Source organism: Pedobacter namyangjuensis (assembly GCF_003313325.1).
Lineage (GTDB): Bacteria > Bacteroidota > Bacteroidia > Sphingobacteriales > Sphingobacteriaceae > Pedobacter > Pedobacter namyangjuensis.
Genome location: NZ_QMHQ01000001.1, coordinates 1,435,365 through 1,462,296, shown reverse-complemented (window position 1 = coordinate 1,462,296; position 26,932 = coordinate 1,435,365). Strand labels below are relative to the sequence as shown.

General features: G+C 36.9%; 21 protein-coding genes. 14 read left to right on the top strand and 7 right to left on the bottom strand.

Annotated elements, in window-relative coordinates:
- Positions 1-104 precede the first annotated feature (104 nt).
- From DUT69_RS06670 to DUT69_RS06650, 5 genes are all read left to right on the top strand, one after another.
- Positions 105-641, top strand: coding sequence for an SRPBCC family protein (locus DUT69_RS06670; RefSeq protein ID WP_113652306.1), 537 nt, complete (start codon positions 105-107; stop codon positions 639-641).
- A 153-nt stretch (positions 642-794) separates the two neighbouring features.
- The gene (locus DUT69_RS06665; RefSeq protein ID WP_113652305.1) at positions 795-1,472 is read left to right on the top strand and encodes a response regulator transcription factor; all 678 of its coding nucleotides are present in this window, start codon (positions 795-797) and stop codon (positions 1,470-1,472) included.
- Positions 1,472-2,821, top strand: a complete 1,350-nt coding sequence (locus DUT69_RS06660; protein ID WP_113652304.1) for a sensor histidine kinase — start codon at positions 1,472-1,474, stop codon at positions 2,819-2,821. Before DUT69_RS06665 ends, DUT69_RS06660 begins: the two co-directional genes overlap by 1 nt.
- Positions 2,822-3,165: 344 nt before the next feature.
- The gene (locus tag DUT69_RS06655) at positions 3,166-3,663 is read left to right on the top strand and encodes a hypothetical protein (protein ID WP_113652303.1); all 498 of its coding nucleotides are present in this window, start codon (positions 3,166-3,168) and stop codon (positions 3,661-3,663) included.
- A 29-nt stretch (positions 3,664-3,692) separates the two neighbouring features.
- On the top strand, positions 3,693-4,619 hold the full coding sequence (locus DUT69_RS06650; RefSeq protein ID WP_113652302.1) for a bestrophin family protein: 927 nt from the start codon (positions 3,693-3,695) through the stop codon (positions 4,617-4,619).
- Between the two features lie 393 nt (positions 4,620-5,012).
- Here DUT69_RS06650 and gyrB read toward each other — a convergent pair whose 3' ends face one another.
- Complete coding sequence (gene gyrB, locus DUT69_RS06645; RefSeq protein ID WP_113652301.1) at positions 5,013-6,971, bottom strand: DNA topoisomerase (ATP-hydrolyzing) subunit B; 1,959 nt, start codon at positions 6,969-6,971, stop codon at positions 5,013-5,015.
- Between the two features lie 155 nt (positions 6,972-7,126).
- Here gyrB and DUT69_RS06640 point away from each other — a divergent pair, with 155 nt between their 5' ends.
- Together DUT69_RS06640 and DUT69_RS06635 are read left to right on the top strand one after the other, a co-directional pair.
- Positions 7,127-7,729, top strand: coding sequence for an OmpH family outer membrane protein (locus DUT69_RS06640; RefSeq protein WP_113652300.1), 603 nt, complete (start codon positions 7,127-7,129; stop codon positions 7,727-7,729).
- Between the two features lie 63 nt (positions 7,730-7,792).
- On the top strand, positions 7,793-8,263 hold the full coding sequence (locus DUT69_RS06635; protein ID WP_113652299.1) for a nucleoside deaminase: 471 nt from the start codon (positions 7,793-7,795) through the stop codon (positions 8,261-8,263).
- Positions 8,264-8,315: 52 nt separating this feature from the next.
- Here the strand turns inward: DUT69_RS06635 and DUT69_RS06630 are convergent, their stop codons facing one another.
- On the bottom strand, positions 8,316-10,229 hold the full coding sequence (locus DUT69_RS06630) for a TlpA family protein disulfide reductase (protein WP_113652298.1): 1,914 nt from the start codon (positions 10,227-10,229) through the stop codon (positions 8,316-8,318).
- 140 nt (positions 10,230-10,369) lie between these two features.
- On the opposite strand from DUT69_RS06630, the gene DUT69_RS06625 reads away from it, so the two are divergent.
- Complete coding sequence (locus DUT69_RS06625; protein WP_113652297.1) at positions 10,370-11,104, top strand: EcsC family protein; 735 nt, start codon at positions 10,370-10,372, stop codon at positions 11,102-11,104.
- A gap of 44 nt (positions 11,105-11,148) precedes the next feature.
- Here the strand turns inward: DUT69_RS06625 and DUT69_RS06620 are convergent, their stop codons facing one another.
- Positions 11,149-11,550 (bottom strand): RNA-binding S4 domain-containing protein, encoded by a 402-nt coding sequence (locus DUT69_RS06620; protein WP_113652550.1) that lies wholly within the window; start codon positions 11,548-11,550, stop codon positions 11,149-11,151.
- A gap of 63 nt (positions 11,551-11,613) precedes the next feature.
- Here DUT69_RS06620 and DUT69_RS06615 point away from each other — a divergent pair, with 63 nt between their 5' ends.
- Entirely contained in the window at positions 11,614-12,432 is an 819-nt protein-coding gene (locus tag DUT69_RS06615) for a 2,3,4,5-tetrahydropyridine-2,6-dicarboxylate N-succinyltransferase (RefSeq protein WP_113652296.1), read from the top strand.
- A gap of 71 nt (positions 12,433-12,503) precedes the next feature.
- On the opposite strand, the gene DUT69_RS06610 is transcribed toward DUT69_RS06615, so the two are convergent.
- Positions 12,504-13,061 carry a DUF4136 domain-containing protein gene (locus DUT69_RS06610; RefSeq protein WP_113652295.1) on the bottom strand — a complete coding sequence of 186 codons (558 nt, stop codon included), beginning with the start codon at positions 13,059-13,061 and terminating at the stop codon, positions 12,504-12,506.
- A 262-nt stretch (positions 13,062-13,323) separates the two neighbouring features.
- On the opposite strand from DUT69_RS06610, the gene DUT69_RS06605 reads away from it, so the two are divergent.
- The 4 genes from DUT69_RS06605 (at position 13,324) to miaA (ending at position 17,103) form a co-directional block, all read left to right on the top strand.
- On the top strand, positions 13,324-13,890 hold the full coding sequence (locus DUT69_RS06605; RefSeq protein ID WP_205314232.1) for an L-threonylcarbamoyladenylate synthase: 567 nt from the start codon (positions 13,324-13,326) through the stop codon (positions 13,888-13,890).
- Positions 13,891-13,980: 90 nt separating this feature from the next.
- Complete coding sequence (locus DUT69_RS06600; RefSeq protein WP_113652293.1) at positions 13,981-15,435, top strand: CCA tRNA nucleotidyltransferase; 1,455 nt, start codon at positions 13,981-13,983, stop codon at positions 15,433-15,435.
- Positions 15,436-15,495: 60 nt separating this feature from the next.
- Positions 15,496-16,143 carry an IS1096 element passenger TnpR family protein gene (locus DUT69_RS06595; protein WP_113652292.1) on the top strand — a complete coding sequence of 216 codons (648 nt, stop codon included), beginning with the start codon at positions 15,496-15,498 and terminating at the stop codon, positions 16,141-16,143.
- Between the two features lie 45 nt (positions 16,144-16,188).
- Positions 16,189-17,103 carry a tRNA (adenosine(37)-N6)-dimethylallyltransferase MiaA gene (miaA, locus tag DUT69_RS06590; protein WP_113652291.1) on the top strand — a complete coding sequence of 305 codons (915 nt, stop codon included), beginning with the start codon at positions 16,189-16,191 and terminating at the stop codon, positions 17,101-17,103.
- 40 nt (positions 17,104-17,143) lie between these two features.
- Here the strand turns inward: miaA and DUT69_RS06585 are convergent, their stop codons facing one another.
- Entirely contained in the window at positions 17,144-17,458 is a 315-nt protein-coding gene (locus tag DUT69_RS06585) for a DUF3467 domain-containing protein (RefSeq protein WP_113652290.1), read from the bottom strand.
- Between the two features lie 149 nt (positions 17,459-17,607).
- Between DUT69_RS06585 and DUT69_RS06580 the strand changes: the two genes are divergently transcribed.
- On the top strand, positions 17,608-18,669 hold the full coding sequence (locus tag DUT69_RS06580; RefSeq protein ID WP_113652289.1) for a PEGA domain-containing protein: 1,062 nt from the start codon (positions 17,608-17,610) through the stop codon (positions 18,667-18,669).
- Between the two features lie 53 nt (positions 18,670-18,722).
- On the opposite strand, the gene rpoC is transcribed toward DUT69_RS06580, so the two are convergent.
- Positions 18,723-23,009 (bottom strand): DNA-directed RNA polymerase subunit beta', encoded by a 4,287-nt coding sequence (rpoC, locus tag DUT69_RS06575; protein ID WP_113652288.1) that lies wholly within the window; start codon positions 23,007-23,009, stop codon positions 18,723-18,725.
- Positions 23,010-23,102: 93 nt separating this feature from the next.
- Complete coding sequence (rpoB, locus tag DUT69_RS06570) at positions 23,103-26,909, bottom strand: DNA-directed RNA polymerase subunit beta (RefSeq protein WP_113652287.1); 3,807 nt, start codon at positions 26,907-26,909, stop codon at positions 23,103-23,105.
- Between the last annotated feature and the right edge of the window lie 23 nt (positions 26,910-26,932).

Genomic DNA, 26,932 nt, shown 5'->3' with positions numbered 1-26,932 from the left:
TGTAAGTAAAGCGGGACGAACGCTGACTATTGCATTAACTTGCTTTTCGAAAATTTTAGTTTTAAAACGTTTATGTTTAAATTTAATAAACCAAACAAACTATTATGAAATTTTTAAAAGTATTCGGATTTACAATCGTGGCTTTAGCGGTTATAATTTTAGTAGGTGGCATGTTTTTGCCAAAAACCTATTCGGCTAGCCGTTCTGTAACCATTAATGCGCCAGATAGCGTCGTTTACAACAATATTGCGAACCTAAATGAGTTTTACAAATGGAATCCGTGGTCTAAAATGGAACCAACTGCCAAAACAACTATTACCGGGTCGGTTGGCAAGCCCGGGCATACCTACACTTGGAAAGGTAAAGAAACCGGAAGCGGGCAAATGAAAATAAGAAGTGTAGAAGCCAACAAATTAGTTGATATAGAAATGAAATTTTTAGAGCCTTGGGAAAGCATAGCGGATACAAAATTTGAAATTTCACCAACTGGAGACGGAAATAAAGTTACCTGGACAATTTCTGGAGAAAATAATATCATTAGCAAATGGATGGGCGTTTTTGTGAGTATGGACAGTATGATTGGAAAAGATTTTGAAGATGGCCTAAAATTTCTAAAAGAAAAATCTGAAGCTGGAAAATAATCTGGTATATAGAAACAAAACCCTGCCTAACAAGGCGGGGTTTTGTTTTTTATGCTTGTGATATGTTTAATTTGTGTTAAAATAGCGCAGAAATTCTAACATTTTGCTAATTAAGCTGTTAATCTTTATCAAATTTTAAGAATATTTGCATCAATGAATTTATTGCTAGTTGAAGATGAGCCAAATGTGGTATCGGTAATTTCGAGGGGTTTAAGTGAAGAAGGTTTTAACGTAAGCGTTGCACCCGATGGTTTAATCGGCGAAAAAATGGCAAAAGAAAACCAGTTCGACTTGATTATTTTAGACATCATGCTACCCGGAATAAATGGATTGGAACTTTGCAAAATAATTAAAAAAGAAAAGCCGACTACGCCAATTATTATGCTTACAGCTTTAGGCACTACAGAAAATGTGGTTAACGGGCTAGATAATGGAGCAGACGACTATTTAATTAAACCATTTAAATTTGCTGAGCTTTTTGCACGCATAAGAATGCTCTTAAGGCGCTACAATGGCATTATCTTAAACGACCAAGTAATTAGCATAGCCGATTTGTATATAAATTTAACTGCAAAAACCGTAAAACGTGGCAAACGCGAAATTACGTTAACGGCAACCGAATATCGTTTGTTAGAGTTCATGGCAAAGAATAAAGCTAAAATTTTATCGAGAATTGATATTTTAGAGAATGTTTGGGATATAGACTTTAATCTAGGCACAAACGTAGTTGATGTTTATGTAAACTACTTGCGAAAAAAGATTGACAGGCCCGGCTCGTCTAAACTTATACATACAGCCATTGGTTTAGGCTACGTTTTAAAAGATGCTTAATGAACATTGCTAAAAAAATCACCTTACTTTTTGCCATTTTATCAGCGGTTATTATCTCGTTGTTAAGCGGATTTGTGTGGTATTTTAGCAATGAATTTGCTTTTGAAGATTTTTACAAACGTTTGGAGGCGAGAGTTAACCTTGCTGCAGAAATTAGACTGTCTGACGATAAAAGCGATAACGTTTATGCAAAGGTTCGTAACCAATACTTGGAACGGCTGCCAGATGAAAAAGAGTATGTAATAGCAAAAAAAGACAACAAAAAACCTGTCTTAGACGTACATCTGCCCGATGATTTTTTTGAACGCATTAATAGTGGCAAAATCGCTAGGTACAGAAAAGAAAATCATTTTTATGCTGGAAAATTTGTGCGTGCCAACAATCAAGACTATTTCATTATCGTTTCTGCCAATGATCCCTTTGGTTTTAGAGAACTAAAAGATTTACAGAAAATTTTGATTGCCGGCTTTGTATTCTCTATCGTTTTGTCTTTTATAGTAGGATGGAAATTTTCTAACTATATGTTAGAGCCTTTGCGAAATATCATTAAAAGCGTAAAAAAGATTAAGGCAGAAAATTTACACTTACGATTGGAAGTTCCGGGAAGCGATGAAATGTCTCAACTTTCACAAACTTTTAACAACATGCTTAATCGATTGGAGACCGCATTCGAAACGCAGAATAATTTTATCAGCAACGCCTCTCACGAGTTGCGAACGCCATTGACCATTATAAGTGGCGAGGTAGAATTAGCCATAAAAGCATCTGCAAACCCAGAAATGCAAAAAAGAGCTTTAAGTAAAATTAAAGACGAATCTGACAGACTGGAGCATATTTTAACCAGCTTACTTGGGTTGGCACAGTCTGGTTTTAATGGCAAAAACCAACCTTGGGAGCAAGTTCGTATCGACGAGTTAATTTGGGAAATCCAGGGAACGGTAAACCAAGTTCACCCAGAAAGTAAAATTGAAATTGATTTTAGCCAGCTACCCGAAGATGAAGATCAAATTACCTTAAAGGCAAACAAAAACTTACTAAAGCTTGCTATAACCAATATTGTAAGCAATGCCTGCAAATACTCTAATAACAAGCCGGTAAAGGTAACTTTAGAGAGCAAACAAAATATGCTTTCCATTGCCGTTAAAGATCAAGGTATTGGTATTCCGCAAAGCGATGTACAACATATTTTCGAACCTTTTTACCGTGCATCTAATACTGCAGACTTTAAAGGCTATGGCGTCGGACTTCCCTTATCCTTAAATATTATCCGCTTACATCGCGGTAGCATTGGCATAAGTTCTAAAGAGTTAATTGGAACCGAAATAAAAGTAATACTCCCGGTAAAATAGCAACCATTTAGATTAAGGGCAAAAAGCTTGTAGTTAAAACCTGCGATAGTAGCAAAATACAAAGTTTTTAAACCTGATTGCGCCAAATAGCCCGATTGAGGAACGAACGAGGACTATAGGCAAAAGCAGGACTGAAGAAACTATAAAATGCCGACTTTCATTTTCAAAAAACTTTTTTAAATTTGATTTTCATTCCAGTTAAGCTATTCTCAGCTCTATTTTTGCCAACAAAATTCTATTTATCTGAAATTCTAATGCGGTTCTAATCTCGCTCTTATTTCGCTATAATATCTCGCTCGTAAACTTGTATAAATAATTTAATCATTAATTAAACAAGAAGAGCTATGAAAACCGTATTAGTGCCAACAGACTTTAATGTAGAAAGCCTTAAAATTATCGATTCATTAGTAGTTACAAATAAGCCTCAGGATATAGGTATTATTTTTATGCACGCCTTCAAATTATCTGATTCTATTACAGATATGTTAATGTTAAGTCGCCGTAGTAAAGATTACGAAAACATAAGTGATGAGTTTTACGCACAAGCGGAAGCTTACAAAAAGAAATATCCAAACCACATAAAATTTATTGGTGTAGAATACTTTTACGGAAGTACTGTAGCGGCTTTTAAAAATTTTATAGACGGATGTAATGCCACCTGTATAGCTTACCCAAAAGAGTATAATTTTAAAGCAATTAACAAATACAGTATAAACCCGAACACTTTAACCAAACGTTGCGGTTGCGAAGTGTTTGAAGTTGACATTAACGAGTTCTCTAGCGAAGAGAAATTGTTTGAAACCAAAATGCCTGTTGAGGGAGAAAAAGTTTTAAGCGCCTAGTTTAGTTATTAACCATTTACCTAATTTTTATGCTGTTACGAAATAATATTCCGCTCACCTATATTTTTGGAAAGATTAAAACCGAATTGCTATTTGTAGTAGCCTACTCGGTCGGTATCGTTATACTTTACCAAAACTTTCATGTTACCAGAATTTCTATTCCAATCGCCGTTCCCGCATTGTTGGGTACAGTAATCTCGCTTTTATTAGCGTTTAGATCTAACCAAGCTTATGATAGGTGGTGGGAAGCAAGAATTATTTGGGGCGCCATTGTAAACGATTCGAGAACATTGGGCCGACAAATCATATCTTTTGTAGAGAATCCGTACCAATTACAAGAGGTAGAACGATTTAAAAGTAAATTTATTAAAAGACAAATTGCATGGTGCAATGCGCTCAGTCAAGGACTAAGAGGTTTTTCTTCTTATAAAGGGCTAGAGAGGTATTTGGATAAAGACGAGTTGGATTTTGTTAAAAATCAGCGTAATGTTACCGTAGCTTTGTTAGAGTTGCATGCAATGGATCTTAAGAAAGCATTGCATGAAGGCTGGATAAATCAATATCAACAGGTAGAGCTTAACAAAACCCTAACGGCATTATGTAACCACATGGGCGGATGCGAGCGTATCAAAAACACCGTTTTTCCGGTTACTTACAGCAAATACATCAGTATGTCTATCCATTTATTTATTGTTTTGTTGCCATTTGGTTTAATAGAGTTTTTCGGTTATATGGAAATTCCGCTGGTTGTTGCCATTGCCGCATTTTTCCTATTAGTAGAGAAAATGGCTGTTCACTTGCAAGATCCTTTCGAAAACAAACCTACAGATACACCAACAACTACTATCTGCAGAACAATTGAGAGAGATTTATGCCAAATGTTAGATGACAATAAATTATACGAAGATATGCCTCAAGTAGAAAAAGAGGGCATTGGCTCTTACTACATCTTGTAATTAATAACGCTAACCAAATATAGGCCTCTTTCAAACATAGCTGAAAGGGGCTTTTTTATGCTTCAATTTTATTATTCGAAGCGCAAAATACTGTTATAATTGATGTTACTCCCGCCATTCACTTTAGTCGCTTCGCTCCTGCTCGTTGCTGTCGGGGCTATTGCACAAAATTCAGTGCTACTATCCTGCAAAAACTATGCTATCCAAACCTGGTTTAAATGAACCCTGTTTGTGGTATCTATCTAGTGCCGAATATATATGTTGTATACTGCGATTAACAAAAGCATTACGACGCCCTTCAGTTTGAGCATGACGGCCTACAGTAAAAGCAAACAAAAAGCCCTCCAAGAATAACTTGAAGGGCTTATATTATCTTATTAAAAGATTCAGGGGTTAAGCATCAATCTTTGCATATTTTGCATTGCGCTCAATAAACTCTCTACGTGGTGCAACCTCGTCGCCCATTAACATAGAGAAAGTATGATCACATTCCGCAGCATTTTCAATTGTCGCTTTTAATAAAGTACGTCTGGCCGGGTCTAAGGTAGTTTCCCAAAGTTGTTCCGCATTCATCTCTCCCAAACCTTTGTAACGTTGTACGTGTACGCTATCTTCTTTACCGGCACCTTTTAAACGCTGTATAGCTTGATCACGTTGAACGTCGTTCCAGCAATACTCAAATTCTTTACCTTTTTTAACTTGGTAAAGTGGTGGCGCTGCAATATAAACGTAACCAGCTTCAATAAGCGCTCTCATGTAACGATAGAAGAAAGTTAAAATCAACGTGGTAATGTGCGACCCGTCGATATCAGCATCCGTCATGATTACAATCTTGTGATAACGCAGTTTTTGCAAATTTAATGCTTTATCATCTTCTGGCGTACCAATGCTTACACCCAAAGCTGTAAACATGTTTTTAATCTCGTCGTTTTCGTAGATTTTATGCTCCATAGCTTTCTCTACGTTAAGGATTTTACCTTTTAACGGAAGAATAGCCTGGTAATTACGATCGCGACCTTGTTTAGCAGTTCCACCCGCCGAGTCACCCTCCACTAGGTAAAGTTCACATTTAACTGGATCGCTATCAGAGCAATCGGCAAGTTTACCTGGCAATCCAGAACCGCCCATAACACTCTTACGTTGCACCATTTCGCGAGCTTTACGAGCCGCTGCCCTAGCTGTTGCTGCTAAAATAACTTTGTTAACAATCATTTTAGCTTCTTTCGGATTCTCCTCCAAATAGTATCCTAAAGCTTCACCAACAGCAATATCAACCGCACCCATAACCTCAGAGTTACCTAATTTGGTTTTGGTTTGGCCTTCAAACTGAGGTTCTTGTACTTTAACAGAAACTACAGCAGTTAAACCTTCTCTAAAGTCATCACCGGTAATTTCCATTTTTAGGTTTTTTAACAAACCAGATTTATCAGCGTAACTTTTTAATGTACGTGTTAAACCTCTACGGAAACCAGCAATGTGCGTACCGCCTTCGTGTGTATTAATATTGTTTACATAAGAGTGAACATTTTCAGAGTAACTTTCGTTGTACTGAAATGCAAGTTCAACTGGCACACCATTTTTTATACCATCGATATAAATCGGCTCTGGCAAGAAAGATGCACGTGTACCATCTAAAAACTTAACAAACTCTTTTAAACCGCCATCAGAGTGGAAAACTTCAGAAAGAAAAGATCCATCTTCTAATTCTTCACGCTCATCTGTTAGCGTTAAAGTAATGCCTTTATTTAAAAATGCAAGTTCGCGTAAACGAGATGCCAAAGTATCATATTTGTACTCTGTTGTTTGTGTAAAAATTGTACCATCTGGCGTAAATGTTACAATTGTACCCCTTTTATCCGTATCGCCAACTTCTTTTACATCGTATTGCGGTACACCAATTTTATACTCCTGCATCCAGATTTTTCCTTCGCGGTGTACTTCTGCTTTTAAATCTGTAGATAATGCGTTAACACAACTTACACCCACACCGTGCAAACCTCCAGAAACCTTATAGGTATCCTTATCGAATTTACCACCGGCATGCAAAACTGTCATTACAATTTCTAATGCTGATTTATTTTCTTTCTTATTTATACCGGTTGGGATACCACGTCCATTATCCTCAACTCTAATAGAATTTCCTTTTAAAATATTTACGTAGATAGTATCTGCGTGACCGGCCAAAGCCTCGTCGATAGAGTTATCTACAACCTCATAAACCAAATGGTGCAAACCTTTAACGCCAGTATCGCCGATATACATAGAAGGACGCTTACGAACAGCCTCTAAACCTTCTAAAACCTGTATATTATCCGCGTTATAATTTGACTTTGGATCTTTTTCTTCACTCATAATTTTACTGAATAGATAAAGTATCAAAAATAACCAATTTTTGGCTAATTAAGGTAGATGTGGATAACTATTTGAGTGTTAAAATCATTAAAAAAACTCGTTTTTTAGGATAGTCCGTTTTGATTTTTATATTTGCTAAAATTTAATAATTAAGCATGAATATTTCAACCAAAAAACTAAGCAGCATTGCAACTGCTGTAGCTATAGCAACTGCATTAACTGCTTGTGGTGGCAAGGATGCAAAAACCGAAACAAACACAACAAAAAGCGAAACCGCTGCGGTAACTGCAACAGATAAAATTGTTTACGTTAACTCTGATTCGTTACTAACTAAATACGAGTACTTTAAAGACCTTAAAGTTAAAATGGAAACTAAAGGCAAAGCTGCCGAAGGCGATCTAGTTTCTAAACAACAGGCTTTTCAGCGTGAGGTGCAACAATACCAACAACAACAAGGAACTTTAGCAGCCGACCAAAGAGCAGCTACAGAGCAACGTTTAGCTCGTAAACAACAAGAATTACAAGCTTACCAACAAAACGCTGGCGCTGCTTTACAAAACGAGCAAGCAAAAGAGCAAGAAGCACTTTACAACAAAGTTGCCGATTACCTAAAAGGATACGCTAAAACAAAAGGGTATAAAATGGTTCTAACCTATGCTAAAGGTAATAGCGCTATATTATTTGCAGACGAAAGCTTAGATGTTACAAGTGAAGTTTTAAAAGGCTTAAACGAAGCTTATACAAAAGATAAAAAGTAATCGATTATTACTACAAAAAATGCCTCGAAAATTCGAGGCATTTTTTTTGTGCTTAAATTTTTTATGGATAAACAACACGAAACGTTCATGCGCATGGCGATTGATTTATCGCTAAAAAACGTTGCCATAAATCACGGTACGCCTTTTGGCGCAGTTGTAGTATTAAATGGCAAGGTAATTGCAAAAAGCGCCAACAAAGTACACGCCACTAACGACCCAACTGCACACGCAGAGGTTGCAGCCATTAGAATGGCTTGCAAAAAACTTAAGACATTCGACCTAACCGGTGCAGTAATTTATACCAGTTGCGAGCCTTGCCCCATGTGCCTAGCAGCGTTATATTGGAGCAACATCAGCACGGTATATTATGCCAACACCAAAGATGACGCGGCAAACGCGGCTTTCGATGACTCTTTTATTTACGAGGAAATTGCCAAACCTATTAAAGAAAGAAAAATAATTTTTAAACAACTGCTTAGAGATGAGGCTCAAAAAGCTTTTAAGCTTTGGCAACAGCAAGCAATCAAACCATAAAAAAAGGCCGATCGCATAATCGCGACCGGCCTTTATATTCATTTGTGCTTTTTTATTTGCTTGCTTCCTGTCCGTCTTTCGCCAAGGCAATCATCATATCAAGTTCCTTAACAGTTCCATCTGCACTACCGCCAAATCCAACTTTTTTGAATCTGATATTACCTTTTCCATCTAAAATAAACTTAGTTGGAATACCTTCTACTTTATACTGCTCAATAACATCAAATTTACTTGGGTCCTGTTTGTTTGGAGTATCAAAAAGGACATTAAAAGTGTATGGTGTTGTAGCTAAATAATCTCTAACAACTTTATCCCTATTAGCTTCTGTTTGCCAAGTATTAACAAAAAGAAAAACTACGTTTGGATCAGTTTTGTATTTATCTACCGCTTTTTGCATCCCCGGAAAAGATGCGATACATGGTCCGCACCATGTAGCCCAGTAATCAACAATAACTACTTTACCTTTCAAACTTTCTAAAGAAACATTCTCGCCTTGCAAATTTGCCAAAGTGAACTTAGGCGCTGGCGTATTAATCATTTCTTTTAAAAATTTAGCTCTTTCTTTAGCTAAAGCTTCTTTCTCTAATTCTGCATAATAAGCATCAAAAGGTTGTGTTCCTTTATAAGCTAACTTTAAATCGGCTTTCATCTGGTCGGTACCTTGACCGTCTTTTACAAAACGTTCGCCAAAGCTTACCACTTTATCAAATTGCTTGTTTAACGCTAAAAAATTAACATATTTTGCGTTCATGCTAGCGTCAGCATATTCGTTTTTTACAACCGCATCTTCTTGTAATTTCAAGGCTTCCTCGTTTTTCCCTAAATGACCAAGTAAAGTTGCATAAGTATCAATATACATCGCCGAAGACCTATTTAATCCTTTTATATAATCTTCTTGCGACGCATAGTATTCCGGTGCTTTTTCGCTTTTAGCTTCTTCTAACAAACCCAAAGATTTTTTAGAAATATTAGCGGCAAATTCTAAATTTTCCTTTTTCTCTGCAGCTGCCCAAGCAAAAGTATTATATAAGCTTGCTCTTGTCATTTTACTTTCAACCTTGTTAGTATACTCTTCAAACTTAGCATTGTTTTTAGCTGCGCCAAACGCCGTAGCAACATTACCATAAATGTTCGAAACTTTTGCTAAATCAGCTGGTTTGCTTAAATCAAGTTTAAAATTAGTAATTAAAGCATTTAGCTTTGCTTCTTTCTGCACTGCATCTTTCTCCGAATAAATCTCGTTAGCAGCCTGTCCGTAAGCGTAAGTTCCTGTCGGGAAAGTTTTTTTAACTACTGCATAAACCGAATCTGCTTTAGCTCTTCTTTTAGAAACGCTGTATAAACCAGCCATTTTAGTTAAGTCTGTTTCTTTTGGAGCTTTGATTTTTTCGATAGATGCAATTTCTTTATCTATCATCGGCTCTCCTGCTTGCGGATCTACACCGAAATGTAAGCCTAAATAATTTACTAAATACTTAGATTTTAAAGCCGGATCTGTTTTAAAAGCCTTATCGTAAGACAAAATAGCCTTAGGTTTATCTGCTTTTATTCCCGCAAAAGCTGTACCCATCCCATTGTAGTACATTGCCTCCCAATAATAAGCCATTGCAGTAGGCTTGCCTTTTTCATAGAACAACGTATAATACCCGTTCGGGTTTTCATCCTTCGTACCATCGGCACTAAGTACAATTACCGCAATTGCTGTACTGTCTACAGGTGTAAAAGTACCTTTGTATACAGTTCCGTTTTTTTCTAAAGGAATATTAATAGTCTTTTGCTTGTTGTTGACAAAGGTTTGTGCAACGCATTTTACATCCGACAATTTTTCAAGCTTGCCACCTGCTGCATTATATTCGAAAGACAGTGGTTTACCTGCCTCTGGTGTTGGGTTAGAAAATTTTAGAGTTTGCGCATAAGACGTACCGAGGCCTAAACTTAAGGCAATGGCGAGGGTGAGTTTTTTCATTAAAGGGAAGTTTAAGTGTTAGATGAACTAAATATATAGTTTAATTATCTGTATTTCAAATTTTTATTAACAAATTTAATAAATTGAATGCTAAGTTGCAACGGAATGATTTTTGAAGATTACAAAGCTTAAAACAACCTATGGATAACTACGAAAAACAAATAGCATACGAATTTGAATTCTGGCAGATGGAGTTAATGAAAAATCCGTCTATGATGGATAATTTCACTACCAAAATTCAGAATAAAATTAACAGTTATATCCCAACAAAAGTACATAAGGCTATTACTGCTACCATAAAGCAAATGGTAAAAGCGGTGTTATTTGGCTCTACTTATACTACATCGGCCATGCCGGATGATTCTTTTAGCTTTATGCACAGAGAGGCCTTAGTAAAGGCCAAAATAGAAAGTTACAGTAAAACTGGCGCTGCCGAAGGTGGTATTACTGGAGCCGGTGGATTTTTAATGAGCATGGCTGATTTTCCCATCCTTATTGGCATAAAAATAAAAATGCTTTTTGATATAGCTTCTCTTTACGGATTTGATGTAAGAGATTACCGTGAAAGACTATACATTTTACATATTTTTCAGCTAGCTTTTTCGAGTAAGGTTGGCACGCAGAGAACATTTAAGCAAATGCAAAATTGGGATCAGAAACTAATTGTATTACCTGGAACTGCAGAACAATTTGATTGGCAAACTTTTCAGCAAGAGTATAGGGATTATATAGATATAGCAAAGATGGCGCAATTACTTCCCGTAATTGGCGCTGCCGTTGGCGCCGTAGCTAATTATCAACTAATAAAAAAGCTAGGTAAAACGGCTATGATGGCATATAGAATGAGAAACATCAGCTTAAAGTCCGAGGCTTAAAGCTGATTTGCACGAAATACGAGTTATATTTTCTGTTTTGAGCTTTATACCTCCTCTTCAAACATTCCATCCAAAAGATCATCGGTTTCTCGCCGGTCTTTTTTGGTTGGTCTGCCGGCACCTCTATCACGTTTCAAGGTTGGTGCATGAAAAACAGATTTAAAAGCATGTGTATCTTCAACAGGAGTTAAATCTTTGTATTTGGTAACTGCAATTTTAGCTTCGGTTCTGTTATAGGAAAAATCAACAACCTCAATAATTTTCTTCTCAATTCCTTTAGATACCTGATACACGTCGCCTATTTTTACAATTGCAGATGGTTTTAAGTTTTGTCCGTTTAATTTTACCCTGCCAGCTTTGCAAGCATCGGTAGCTAGACTCCTGGTTTTAAAAAGTCTAATTGCCCAAAGGTATTTATCAATCCTTAATTTCTCGTTTTCCATTATAAAAATCAAAAATACAACGCCTAATACATAAAATTGATTTATTTTGTAAAAAATTAATAAGACATGATATCAGATTTAAAGAAACTTGTAGAAGCCGCTTGGGAAGATAGATCTCTATTGGCATATACTAACTATTGCGAAGCTATTGAAGCTGTAATTTTAAGATTAGATAAAGGCGAGTTACGCGTAGCAGAACCAGTTTTAAATTCTTGGGGAATTAACGAATGGATTAAGAAAGCCGTGATTTTATATTTCCCGATTAAACAGATGAAGGAAATTAAAGTTGGCCCGTTTGTATATCATGATAAAATGGAATTAAAAACTGATTACCACGAAACTGGCGTACGCGTTGTACCAATGGCTAGTGCTCGTTACGGTGCCTACCTTGCAAAAGGCGTAATCATGATGCCATCATACGTTAACATTGGTGCTTACGTAGACGAAGGTACAATGGTGGATACTTGGGCTACGGTTGGTTCTTGTGCGCAAATTGGCAAGAGAGTACACTTAAGTGGTGGCGTAGGTATTGGTGGTGTTTTAGAACCAATACAAGCATCTCCGGTGATTATAGAAGATGATTGCTTTTTAGGTTCGAGAGCCATTGTGGTAGAAGGTGTTAAAGTAGAAAAAGAAGCTGTGCTAGGTGCAAATGTTGTTCTAACAGCGTCTACAAAAATTATCGATGTAACCGGTGAAACCCCTGTTGAATACAAAGGTATTGTTCCGGCTCGTTCTGTTGTAATTCCTGGTTCTTATACTAAATCATTCCCTGCTGGAGATTTCCAAGTACCTTGTGCCCTAATTATTGGCAAGAGAAAAGAATCAACAGACAAAAAAACCTCTTTAAACGATGCGCTTAGAGAAAATAATGTTGCTGTTTAATCAGCACAAATAGCATAAAAACGCCGGAAGCTCATATTTGAACTTCCGGCTTTTTAATTATTAATTATTTTCTACTTGGTAGCAGCAGTTACTCCAATCGACGGATATTGGGCTAAAATTTCTTTTACACCCTCTTGCATTCTTTCTTCTCGTTTGCTAAAGCTGTCTAAATTGAAACCAGCTCCTCTACCATGCCAAAACAAAATTTTCTTAGCAGGATCTAAGAAATCAATAATAAATGTTCCTTCGCTGTATTGGTTAATGTAGTTCGGACCACCCCAAAATGGGTTGCCCCAGCCTCCCCAGCCCCAGCCCCAACCGCCGTACATTCCACCGCCATAAATATCTTGTCTTTCTCTGGCTACGACAACCAAATTAACTAGCATGTCTGGTTTGTCTACCTTTGTAAACCCTTTAGCGTTCATTTCACTTTCTACAGCAGCCATTAATCTCCGTTTGTCCAGATTGTTTAATCTCAATTTTTCTAAACCTTTGTCGTAAAAATTATACGTTTTAAAAGCGCTTAAATCGACATTTTTGTCGTAGTCTGATGATGTTCTTAAAGTAGAACAACCCATTAATGCTATCCCTATCGTAAACAGCAATAAAATTTTTTTAAATGTTTTCATATCGTGTGTAAATTATATTTGGCTAACCAGTTTAAATATAGTCAATTTGATCCTTAAAATACAGCTAAGCTGTATTTTTTACAGTTGTGTTATTAATAAAGAAACGAATTTAATGCATTATGGTTTTTAGATAGAGCGCTTAGTGCTAACATATTACGAAAAAACAACATTATACAAATTATTGTAACGAAAAAATATTCGCAATTGCCACAGCAAAAAATCTTTGTTCTTTAAGTATCAACAACAAAACATTAAATTTGGAATAATGAGAGAAGAAATAAACAAAGCGTTAGAAGTACTTAAAAATGGTGGTGTAATTCTTTATCCTACCGATACGGTTTGGGGATTGGGTTGCGATGCCACCAATGAAGTTGCGGTTGCGAAAGTAAATGAGATAAAAGGCAGGGGTGCCGATAAAAGTCTAATTATCCTTTTAGATACCGACAACAAGTTGCAAAGTTATGTTAATGAGATACCTGAGGTTGCCTACCAACTAATTGAATATGCAGAAAAGCCAATGACAATTGTTTTTTCTGGCGCTAAAAATTTAGCCAAAAATGTAATCAATAGCGATGGAAGTGTTGGAATTAGAATTGTAAAGCACGATTTTTGTCAGCAACTTTTGCAACGCTTCCGTAAGCCTATTGTATCAACATCAGCTAATATAAGTGGACAGCCAACTCCGCAGTTTTTTGACGACATAGACCCTGAAATAATTTCATCAGTTGATTATGTGGTAAATTGGGAACAAGAAATTAACACCCCAAAAACGCCATCAACTATTGTAAAACTAGGCCCATCTGGCCAATTCGAATTTATTAGAAAGTAATCCGCAACTTCTAAAGGGGCATTATTCATCACAACTTCAAAGAAGCCTCAATAGTTTTTATTAATTTCGCGACACAAAAAATACCTCTTTATGCAATCAGACTTAAACAATGAAAGTAAAAAGTTCCCCTTTGGGGATCTAGGGGTATATCTACAAAATCCGATATTTAAAGTCTTAGCAGAAATCGCTAGTCAGACTAAAACAGAAGCTTATGTTATTGGTGGATTTGTTCGCGATATTTTTTTACAGAGACCATCTAAAGATATTGATGTTGTAGTTTTAGGTAATGGCATCGGCTTTGCCGAAAAAGTGGGAGAAAAATTAAGGACAAAGGTTGCCATATTTAAAAGTTTTGGCACCGCGATGCTTAAATACAACGATTTGGAAATTGAGTTTGTTGGTGCAAGAAAAGAATCTTATCGGTCAAATTCACGCAAACCAATTGTAGAAAATGGCACCTTGGCTGATGATCAGCAACGTAGGGATTTTACGATTAATGCTTTCGCAATTTCTTTAAATCCGTCGAATTACGGCGAGTTGTTAGATCCTTTCAACGGCATTGCCGATTTAGAAAAACAACTAATTCGTACACCGCTAGATCCGTTAATAACTTTTTCTGATGACCCTCTGAGAATGATGAGGGCCATACGCTTTGCTACGCAATTGAATTTTAGCATAGATGAAGAAGCACTTAACGCGATCAAAAGCCAGAAAGAGCGAATCAGCATCGTCTCAAAAGAACGTATCACAGACGAGCTGAACAAAATTATCTTATCGAAAAAACCTTCTATAGGTTTTAATTATCTTTTCGATACGGGATTGCTGCATTTGATATTTCCGCAAATGGCTAATTTATTTGGGGTTGATATTATAAAAGGAAGAGCGCACAAAGATAACTTTTACCACACTTTACAGGTTCTAGATAACATTTGCGAAACTACAGAAGATTTATGGCTACGTTGGGCGGCCATTTTGCATGATATTGCAAAACCTGCAACCAAACGTTTTGAAGAAGGCCATGGCTGGACCTTTCACGGGCACGAAGATCGTGGTGCGAGAATGGTACCTCAAATTTTTTCTTATTTAAAACTTCCTTTAAACGAGAAAATGAAATTTGTACAAAAGTTAGTCCAGTTGCATTTGAGGCCAATCGTTTTAGCTCAAGAACAAGTTACAGATTCAGCCGTGCGACGATTACTCTTTGAAGCAGGTGAAGAAATTGAAGCATTGATGCTACTTTGCAATGCAGATATTACTACCAAAAATGAGTACAAAGTAAAAAAATACCGCAACAACTTCGAGCTTGTAAAACAAAAATTAAAAGATGTTGAAGAACGCGATCAGTTACGTAATTGGCAACCACCTATTGGTGGAAATGATATTATGGAGGCATTTGGCCTAACTGCAGGCAAAGAAGTTGGCATTTTAAAAAATGCTATTCGCGAAGCGATATTGGAAGGCGAAATACCTAACAATTATGAGAGTGCTTTTAATTTTATGTTGGAGAAAGCCAAACAATTAGGCTTAAATCAAGTTTCAAAATAGACCCTATCACAAAAATTTATATTTATTTCTTAATTTTACAGCTAGAAACAGAACAGCGAAATGGCAATTTATAGATTTAGAATTTCTTTTGAAGATTTCGATGACATCGTTAGAGAAATCGACATAAAGACTAACCAAACGTTTGAAGATTTGCACAGAGCAATACACCGCTCTACCGGATACAATGCCGAAAAACCATCATCATTTTATGTTAGCACAGATAATTGGATTAAAGGCGATGAGATTGCCATTTTACCAAATCAACGTAAAATAGATAATGGCGTTACTTTAATGGAAAATGCAAAATTGAGTAGTTTTATCGAAGATCCGCATCAGAAATTCTACTACATATATAATTTCGAGCGTCCTTTTGATTTCCACGTAGAGCTTATTAAAATTATTTTAGAGAACGATCCGAATATTGAATATCCATTCTTGGTAAAAAGTACGGGAGAAGCTCCAAAAATAATCGACCAAAATAACATTGGTGCCTTTGCTGCAGCTGCAACAGTTGCATCGAGTGAATTTGATTTTTTAAATGAAATGGATTTTGTACCTGAGGATACCGACGAGCTTGAAGCAATGGGCGGCAGTGGAATTAATCCTGAAGAAAATAGCGAAGAGGAAGAAGACGAAGAGAATGAATTTGGCGACGGAGATGATGATTACGCCGATGACTACGGAAGTGAAAAAGAGGAAGATTATTAGTCGTTGCCCGTTTAACCAAAAATTCTAATTCCTATTTAAAATACGATGGCACTACCACAAAAAACACTTATAGTAGTAGTTGGCCCTACAGCAATTGGCAAAACCGCGTTAGCTATACAGTTGGCGCAGTTTTACCAAACTGAAATAATATCTGCAGATTCTAGACAATTCTTCAAAGAGATGCATATCGGAACTGCCAAACCATCTGCAGAAGAACTCGCTTCCGCCCCTCACCATTTTATTAATTCCCATAGCGTTGAAACGCTCTTGAGTACTGGCGATTTTGAAGTTCAATCGCTGAAGTTAATGGAAAGCTTGTTCACCATACACGATCAATTAATTATGGTTGGTGGCTCTGGACTTTATATTGATGCCGTTTGCAAGGGCTTAGATGATTTACCAGAGATCGACCTAAACATACGGGAGCAGCTTAATCAGAAGCTCGCAAACGATGGCATAGGGGCTATAAAATCTCAGCTTCTGGAGTTAGACCCAGAATATTACGAAAAGGTCGATCAGTCGAATCCGCAAAGAATGATAAGAGGGCTTGAAGTTGTGCTTTCAACTGGAAAAAAGCTAAGCTCTTTTTTAACGGCGAAAAAAAAAGAACGCCCTTTCAAAATTGTTAAAATCGGCCTTAATACCGATCGAGCAATATTATACGATAGGATAAATCACCGCGTAGATTTGATGATGGAAGCGGGTTTATTAGATGAAGTTAAATCGCTAATGCCCTACCGTAAATACAACGCACTAAATACAGTGGGCTACGCTGAAATTTTCGATTATCTAGACGGAAAAACAGAGCTAGCAGACGCAGTTGCGATGATTAAACAAAATACTCGCAGATTCGCCAAAAGGCAACTAACTTGGTTTAGAAGAGATCCGGAGACGGTTTGGTTTGAGCCAAATGAACTTGAAGAAATCGTCAATTTAATTGACAATAAGTTAAAAGTTTAGCACCCAGACTTATAACTTTTAACTTACGACTTTTAACTCACTAGGCTTGAGCAGTTGGTCCACCAAAATTTAATGGGAAACCAGAATTTTCATTTTGGGTTTTTATCTTACCGTTTATTGCCTCAAATTTTTCTACATTATCTTGCATAGCTAGCAATAAACGTTTTGCATGCTCTGGTGTTAAAATAATTCTAGATTTAACCTTAGCTTTCGGTACGCCCGGCATTACTCTAATAAAATCTAATACGAACTCTGTATTTGAATGGGTAATAATAGCTAAGTTAGAAAAAATTCCCTCGGCTATTTCTTCGGATAGTTCTATGTTTATTTGATTTTCGTTTTGTTCGTTTTCCATGAGGACTAGGATGTTTTTTTACCGATTAATATATGACGCTATTGAAATATACTTCTTGATGAATTTAAATTTAACAGCTAAAAATACTCAATTATAGCTATTAACCAATTTTAAATTTATGATTATCTTCGTTAAAAACCCTAACTATCATGAAATCAGTTTTTACCTTATTTCTATTTTTCGTATCATTTACTGCAGCATTTACCCAAAATGCTTATATCCAAGTAAATGGAGAACCAAATTTATTCGTTTACTTAGATAACAATTTTAAAGGCAAAACAACCATCGAGTTAAAAGGGCTCATTATTGAAAAAGTAACCGCTGGAAAACATCTTATCACGATTGTGAAGGAAGGTTATCTGCCTTTCGAAGAACATATTCAAGTAAAAGGTGGAGAGGTATTATCTTATGACGTTAAACCTTTTAAAAAACAGGTGGTGTCTATTAGTGAGGAAGGTAATGTTGCTGAAACTGGGAAAACAGTAAGTATAAAAACTGGTAAACTTATCATTCAATCGCTCCCAATACAAATCAAGATTACAATACCCAAAGTGGATGGCGTAAAGGATATGAGCAAAAGCAAAGACCAATGGACAGCGAATGATTTACCGGAGGGTAAATATCAAATCTCATTTAAATTTAACGATAAAATCATTACCAAGAATATTGAAATTATTGGAGATAACACCACTAGTCTTTTTATTAATATGTTAAGTGGTGAATTTACTGAGAGAAACACCTTGGCGGATAGAGTTGCTGAAGAAAACTTATTAAAAAGCCAAATTGCCTTTGTTAAAGATTTTTGCAACACATACCATTTTATACCAGGAATTAGCGAAGGCGACTTTGCAAAGCGAAGTGATGCTATCGCAAAACTGATGTCTAAACAGTATAGAAAAGACCGAAATTTTTATATTGACTTAGGAATAAGAGATCTTAAAACAGGTGCTAGCGTCGCATCATTTAAAAACGGCAAATTAATATATCTTGTCACTCGCCCACTAACATCTAAAGTTGAAGCAGACATTGATCAAGAATTAGCTACGATAATAAACACATTTAAACAAAAAATTGACCCAAAACATTTTACGCTTCATAAAAGCGGTGTCACAATAAAAGTTCCTGGAGCGCCGAGTGTTGTAATAATAAAAACCGGCGGTTATAAGGCTAATCAACTAGAAATGACATTTTCCGCCAATAATACGCTTTAAACAAAAAGTCCCTCAACTTTCGTCGAGGGACTTTTTGAGTAGAAAAGCTTAGCTTAAGCTTCAACTTCGTCTTCTTTAGAAGCTAATAATTTATCGTATTCTTCTTGAGAACCTACAATGATACGCTCGTAGCCACGTACACCGGTACCTGATGGAATCAAGTGACCAACGATAACGTTTTCTTTCAAGCCTAACATATGGTCACGTTTACCTGCAATTGCTGCCTCATTCAATACTTTTGTAGTTTCTTGGAATGACGCTGCAGAGATAAATGACTTAGTACCCAATGAAGCTCTGGTAATACCTTGTAGAATTGAACTCGCTGTTGCTGGTTGAGCATCACGAACTTCAATTTGTTTCAAGTCTTTACGTTTCAATTGAGAATTTTCGTCCCTTAATTTACGTAAAGAAAGAATCATACCTGGTTTTACAGTTTCCGAATCACCGCTATCAACAACAACTTTCTTGTCGTAGATCTCGTCGTTCTCTACCATAAAGTCCCATCTATCTACAGAGTTGTTTTCTAAGAAACTGGTATCTCCTGGATCTTCGATGTGTACTTTCTGCATCATTTGGTGTACAATAACTTCGAAGTGTTTATCGTTGATTTTCACCCCTTGTAAACGATAAACCTCTTGGATACCATTTACTAAGTATTCTTGTACCGCCGCAGGACCTTTAATTGCTAAAATATCGGCTGGAGAAATAGATCCATCAGATAATGGCATACCCGCTTTCACGAAGTCATTATCTTGTACCAAAATGTGTTTAGACAATGGCACTAGGTATTTCTTAACTTCTCCATCTTTAGATTCGATCGTCATTTCGCGGTTACCACGTTTAACGCCACCTAAAGTTACCACACCATCAATCTCTGTTACAACAGCAGGGTTAGATGGGTTACGTGCTTCGAATAACTCGGTTACACGTGGTAAACCACCCGTAATATCTCGAGTTTTTCCTGTTGCACGAGGAATTTTAACTAAGATTTGACCAGTTTGAATTGCATCACCCTCATCAATTGCAATGTGCGCTCCTACCGGGATGTTGTAAGCTCTAATCAATTCTCCTTTTTTATCTAAAACCCTAATTGATGGGTTTTTAGTTTTATCACGAGTATCGATAATTACTTTTTCACGGTGACCAGTTTGCTCATCAGACTCTTCGCGGTATGTTACACCTTCAACAATTGCATCAAATTCGATTTTACCTGCGAATTCTGAGATGATAACTGCGTTGTATGGATCCCATGAACAAATTTTATCGCCTTTAGATACTTTATCTCCTTCTTTTACGAATAAGAATGCACCATAAGGGATGTTATTGGTTACAATAACTTTTCCGGTTCCTGGCTCAGTAATTTTAAACTCACCTGAACGACCCAAAACGATATCGGTTTTACCTTCCTCAGTTTGAGTTTCTACCGTACGTAAGTTCTCAAATTCGATAACACCATCGAATTTTGCATTAATTTGCGATTCGTTGGCAATGTTAGATGCGGTACCACCCACGTGGAACGTACGTAACGTTAACTGTGTACCCGGCTCACCGATTGACTGCGCAGCAATTACTCCAACAGCCTCACCTTTTTGAACACGTTTACCAGAAGCTAAGTTACGACCATAACATAATGCACATACACCACGTTTGTTCTCGCAAGTTAATACCGAACGAATTTCTACACCTTCAATTGGAGATTCTTCAATAGCTTTTGCAATATCTTCGTCGATATCCTGACCTGCAGAAACTAATAATTTTCCATCTAAAGGATTGAAAACATCGTGAAGTGAAATACGCCCTAAAATACGTTCGTATAATGGTTCAACAATATCTTCTTGATCTTTTAATGCAGTTGTATACATACCTCTTAAGGTACCACAATCAACAGCATTAACAATCATATCTTGTGCTACGTCATGCAAACGACGAGTTAAGTAACCCGCATCCGCCGTTTTTAACGCCGTATCCGCCAAACCTTTACGAGCACCGTGAGTAGAGATAAAGTACTCTAATACCGATAATCCTTCTTTAAAGTTAGATAGAATCGGGTTTTCGATAATCTCACCACCAGAACCAGATTTTTGAGGCTTAGCCATCAAACCACGCATACCTGCTAACTGACGAATCTGCTCCTTAGAACCACGGGCTCCAGAATCAAGCATCATGTAAACAGAGTTAAAACCTTGATTATCTGACGATAATTGGTTCATTACAAACGTTGTTAAACGGTTGTTAATACGTGTCCAGATATCGATAATTTGGTTGTAACGTTCGTTGTTGGTAATGAAACCCATGTTATAGTTGTTTCTTACCTCATCAACTTCGTTAGCTGCCTGCTCAAGTAAAGTATGTTTCTCAACTGGAATATTAACGTCCTGTAGGTTAAACGACAATCCACCTTGGAAAGCCATTTTAAAGCCTAATTCCTTGATATCATCTAAGAATCTAGCAGAACGAGCCATACCAGTCATTTTAACAACTTCACCAATAATATCTCTTAAAGATTTTTTAGTTAATAGCTCGTTGATATAACCAACTTCTTCTGGAACCATTTGGTTGAATAATACTCTACCAACAGTAGTTTCAGTTAATTTATTTACGATTGTACCATCTTCTTGTTTTACATTTACTTTTACCTTAATAAAAGCGTGTAAATCAATTTTCTTCTCGTTGTAAGCAATAATTACCTCTTCTGGAGAATAGAATGATTGATCTTGACCTTTTACAACACGACTATCATCAGTTCTACGGCCTTTAGTAATATAGTAAAGACCCAAAACCATATCCTGAGAAGGTACAGTAATTGGCGTACCGTTAGCAGGGTTTAAGATATTGTGTGCAGCAAGCATTAAAACTTGGGCTTCCAAAATTGCAGCATGTCCCAAAGGTAAATGCACCGCCATCTGGTCACCATCAAAATCCGCGTTAAATGCGGTACAAACTAATGGGTGTAATTGTATAGCTTTTCCTTCTACTAATTTAGGTTGGAAAGACTGAATACCCAATCTGTGCAACGTTGGTGCACGGTTAAGTAACACTGGGTGTCCTTTCAATACGTTTTCAAGAATGTCCCAAACTAACGGATCTTTTCTATCAACAATTTTCTTAGCAGATTTTACCGTCTTTACCACACCTCTTTCAATCATCTTACGAATAATGAACGGTTTGAAAAGCTCGGCGGCCATATCTTTTGGTAAACCGCACTCATGCAATTTAAGGTTTGGTCCTACAACAATTACCGAACGAGCAGAATAATCTACACGTTTACCTAGTAAGTTTTGACGGAAACGACCTTGTTTACCTTTTAAAATATCTGATAAAGATTTTAATGCTCTGTTACCTTCAGTTTTAACAGCATTTACTTTACGTGAGTTATCGAACAACGAATCTACAGCTTCCTGCAACATACGTTTTTCGTTACGTAAAATAACTTCTGGTGCTTTAATCTCGATCAAACGTTTTAAACGGTTGTTACGGATAATTACACGACGATATAAATCGTTCAAATCTGAAGTTGCAAAACGACCACCCTCTAGAGGCACTAATGGACGTAATTCTGGTGGAATAACCGGAACGATCTTAATAATCATCCATTCTGGGTTATTCTCAATACGTGTTTTAGCACCACGGAAAGCTTCTACAACCTGAAGACGTTTTAACGCTTCATTTTTACGTTGCTGAGAAGTTTCGTTAGCAGCTTGGTGACGTAAATTGTAAGATAAAGTATCTAAATCAATACGTTTTAATAAGTCTTCCAACGCCTCTGCTCCCATTTTGGCAACAAATTTATTAGGGTCCTTATCGTCTAAATATTGGTTTTCTTTAGGTAACTTATCTAAAATATCTAAATACTCTTCTTCGGTCAAGAAATCCATATAATTGATTCCTTGTTCTTCCATTAAACCAGCTTGAATAACTACATAACGTTCGTAGTAGATAATCAAATCTAATTTTTTGGTAGGTAAACCTAAAAGGTATCCGATTTTGTTGGGTAAAGAACGGAAATACCAGATATGCGCTACAGGAACCACCAAGTTGATGTGTCCCATACGCTCTCTACGTACTTTTTTCTCAGTTACCTCAACACCACAACGATCACAAACAATACCTTTATAACGGATACGTTTGTATTTACCACAGTGGCATTCGTAATCTTTTACCGGACCAAAAATACGCTCGCAAAACAAACCGTCACGTTCAGGTTTGTATGTACGATAATTGATAGTCTCAGGTTTTAACACCTCACCGCTAGAGCGTTCCAAAATAGTTTCTGGAGACGATAAACTAATGGTTATCGAGGTGAAATTGCTTTTTAATTTATTATCCTTTTTGTAAGACATATGCTTTTATAAGGTTAAAGGCTGAGGGTGAAAAGGTGGAAGGTTTGGGTTTCTAAAACCCTCAACCTTCTACCTTTATACCTTCTACCCTAGTTAATCTAACGTAATATCTAAACCTAAGCCGCGTAACTCATGTACCAATACGTTAAACGATTCTGGTACACCTGGAGTTGGTAGGTTTTCACCTTTAACAATGGCTTCGTAGGTTTTAGCTCTTCCAATAACATCATCAGATTTAACTGTTAAGATTTCTTGAAGGATATTAGCTGCACCGAATGCCTCTAAAGCCCAAACCTCCATCTCACCAAAACGCTGACCACCGAATTGAGCTTTACCACCCAATGGTTGTTGTGTAATTAATGAGTATGGTCCGATAGAACGAGCGTGCATCTTATCATCAACCATGTGACCCAGTTTAAGCATATAAATAATACCTACTGTTGTCGGCTGATCAAATTTCTCACCCGTTAAACCATTGTGTAAGTAAGTTCTACCAGAAGCTGGTACACCTGCTTTAGCAATCCACTCTTCAACCTCATCAGATTTAGCACCGTCAAAAATTGGAGTTGCAAATTTAACGCCTAATTCCTTACCAGCCCAAGCCAATACAGTTTCGTAGATCTGGCCCAAGTTCATACGTGATGGTACACCCAGAGGGTTCAACACGATATCAACAGGTGTTCCGTCTTCTAAGAACGGCATATCTTCATCACGTACAATACGAGCAACAATACCCTTATTACCGTGACGACCCGCCATCTTATCACCTACTTTTAATTTACGTTTTTTAGCTACATAAACTTTCGCCATTTGAACAATTCCTGATGGCAACTCGTCACCAACACTAATCGCAAACTTATCGCGTTTGTAAGCACCTAATTCTTCGTTTACACGAATGCCATAGTTGTGTAACAACAATTTGATTTGATCATTTTTATCATCGTCAGTTGTCCATTTGTACGGATTGATATGCGCATACTCTAGGTCTGCCAATATCTTTTGTGTAAACTTAGCTCCTTTAGCAATTAACATTTCCTTGTATACGTTAAACACACCTTGTGATGTTTTACCGTTAACAATTTGGAATAGTTTATCAACTAATTCGTTTTTAAGGTTCTCTGTAGCTAAATTATATCTCTTATCTAATTTCTCAATAGCCGATTTTTCTTCTGCTTTAGTAGTTTTCTTAGCTCTAGAGAATAATTTAGTATCAATTACCACACCTTTAATTGAAGGTGGAGTTTTTAACGATGCATCTTTAACATCACCAGCTTTATCGCCGAAAATTGCACGAAGTAATTTCTCTTCCGGAGAAGGATCAGACTCGCCTTTTGGTGTAATTTTACCAATAAGGATATCGCCTTCTTTAACTTCAGCACCAACGCGGATAATACCGTTTTCATCTAAATCTTTAGTAGCTTCTTCAGAAACGTTAGGGATATCTGGAGTTAACTCCTCTTCGCCACGTTTTGTATCACGTACTTCTAATTCAAATTCTTCAATGTGTAAAGAGGTAAAAATATCATCTCTAACAATACGCTCGTTAATAACAATCGCATCCTCAAAGTTATATCCTTGCCAAGGCATGAAAGCAACTTTCAAGTTTCTTCCTAATGCCAATTCACCATTTTCAGTTGCGTAACCTTCACATAAAACTTGTCCTTTAGTAACTTTTTCGCCTTTTTTAACAATTGGCTTTAAGTTGATACAAGTGTTCTGGTTGGTTTTTTTGAACTTAGTTAATCTATAAGTTTTGCTATCACCTTCAAACGATACTAAACGATCTCCATCGTTACGTACGTATTTAATAGTGATTTCGTTAGCATCTACGTATTCTACTACACCATCGCCTTCTGCATTGATCAACGTTCTCGAGTCACGTGCAACGCGACCTTCTAAACCTGTACCAACAATTGGAGCTTCAGGACGTAGCAATGGCACTGCTTGACGTTGCATGTTCGATCCCATCAAAGCCCTGTTCGCATCATCATGTTCCAAGAAAGGAATCAATGAAGCCGCGATTGAGGTAATTTGGTTAGGAGCAATATCCATCAAGTCTAATTTCTCAGGCTCAATAATCGGGAAGTCACCCTCGTAACGTGCTTTAACACGAGCAGTAGTAAAGTTACCTTTATCATCGTACTCAGCATTAGCTTGAGCTATGGTTTTACCATCCTCATCTTCTGCCGATAAATAAATTACATCTTTATCCATGGCAACCACACCATTTTCAACAATTTTATAAGGAGTTTCGATGAAACCTAAATTGTTAATTTTAGCGTGTACACATAGTGATGAAATCAAACCGATGTTTGGTCCCTCTGGTGTTTCAATGGTACATAAACGACCATAGTGAGTATAGTGAACGTCACGAACCTCGAAACCAGCACGCTCACGTGATAAACCACCTGGGCCTAATGCTGACAAACGACGTTTGTGTGTAATCTCTGCTAATGGATTGGTTTGATCCATAAACTGCGATAACTGGTTAGTACCAAAGAATGAGTTAATAACCGACGATAAAGTACGGGCATTAATCAAATCTGTTGGTGTAAACACCTCGTTATCGCGAATGTTCATACGCTCGCGGATTGTTCTAGCCATACGAGCTAAACCTACACCAAACTGCGCATACAATTGCTCACCTACGGTACGAACACGACGGTTCGACAAGTGATCAATATCATCCACCTCTTCTTTAGAGTTGATTAATTTGATCAAATATTTAACGATCGCGATGATATCTGCTTTAGTTAAAACTTTAACATCATCAGGCGTATCCATTTTTAACTTACGGTTGATACGGTATCTACCAACATCACCTAAGTCATAACGTTTGTCTGAGAAGAATAAACGTTCGATGATACCTCTTGCAGTTTCCTCATCAGGTGGTTCTGCATTACGCAAAGCACGATAGATGTTTTCCACAGCCTCTTTTTCAGAGTTTGAAGTATCTTTTTGTAAAGTGTTGTATATAATAGTATAATCAGCTTGAGATGCACCATCATCTTTAGATAAGATAATAGTTTTAACACCTGCATCGATGATCATATCAATATGGTCGTCTTCAAGAACGGTATCCCTATCTAAGATAACTTCGTTACGATCTATAGAAACTACTTCACCTGTATCCTCGTCTACAAAATCTTCAACCCATTTTCTTAAAACTCTTGCAGCCAGCTTACGTCCGATGTATTTCTTTAAACCAGATTTGCTAACTTTTACTTCATCAGCAAGATCAAACAATTCAAGAATGTCTTTATCAGAATCGTAACCAATTGCACGTAAAAGTGTGGTTACCGGGAATTTTTTCTTACGGTCGATGTAAGCATACATTACGTTATTAACGTCTGTAGCAAACTCAATCCAAGAACCTTTGAAAGGAATAACACGAGCAGAATACAATTTTGTACCATTAGTGTGGCGGCTTTGGCCGAAGAACACACCCGGAGATCTATGTAACTGAGAAACAATTACACGCTCTGCACCGTTTATCACAAACGTACCTTTAGGAGTCATATATGGAATGGTTCCTAAGTATACATCTTGAATAATCGTTTCAAAATCCTCGTGTTCCGCATCATTACAAGAAAGCTTAAGCTTTGCTTTTAACGGAACGCTGTAAGTTAACCCACGGTCTATACATTCTGGAATGTCATAACGTGGTGGGTCAATAAAATAATCTAAAAATTCTAAAACGAATATGTTTCTAGAATCAGTGATTGGAAAGTTTTCAGCAAATACTTTAAACAAACCTTCTGTATGACGGTTATCTGAAGTGGTTTCTATCTGAAAAAATTCTCTAAATGATTGCAACTGCACATCCAAAAAATCTGGATAATCTATGATGTGCTTACTACGTGCAAAATTTACTCTTTGGTCTACGACTTTATTTGCCAAGGGACTAAATTTAATTTAGTTTA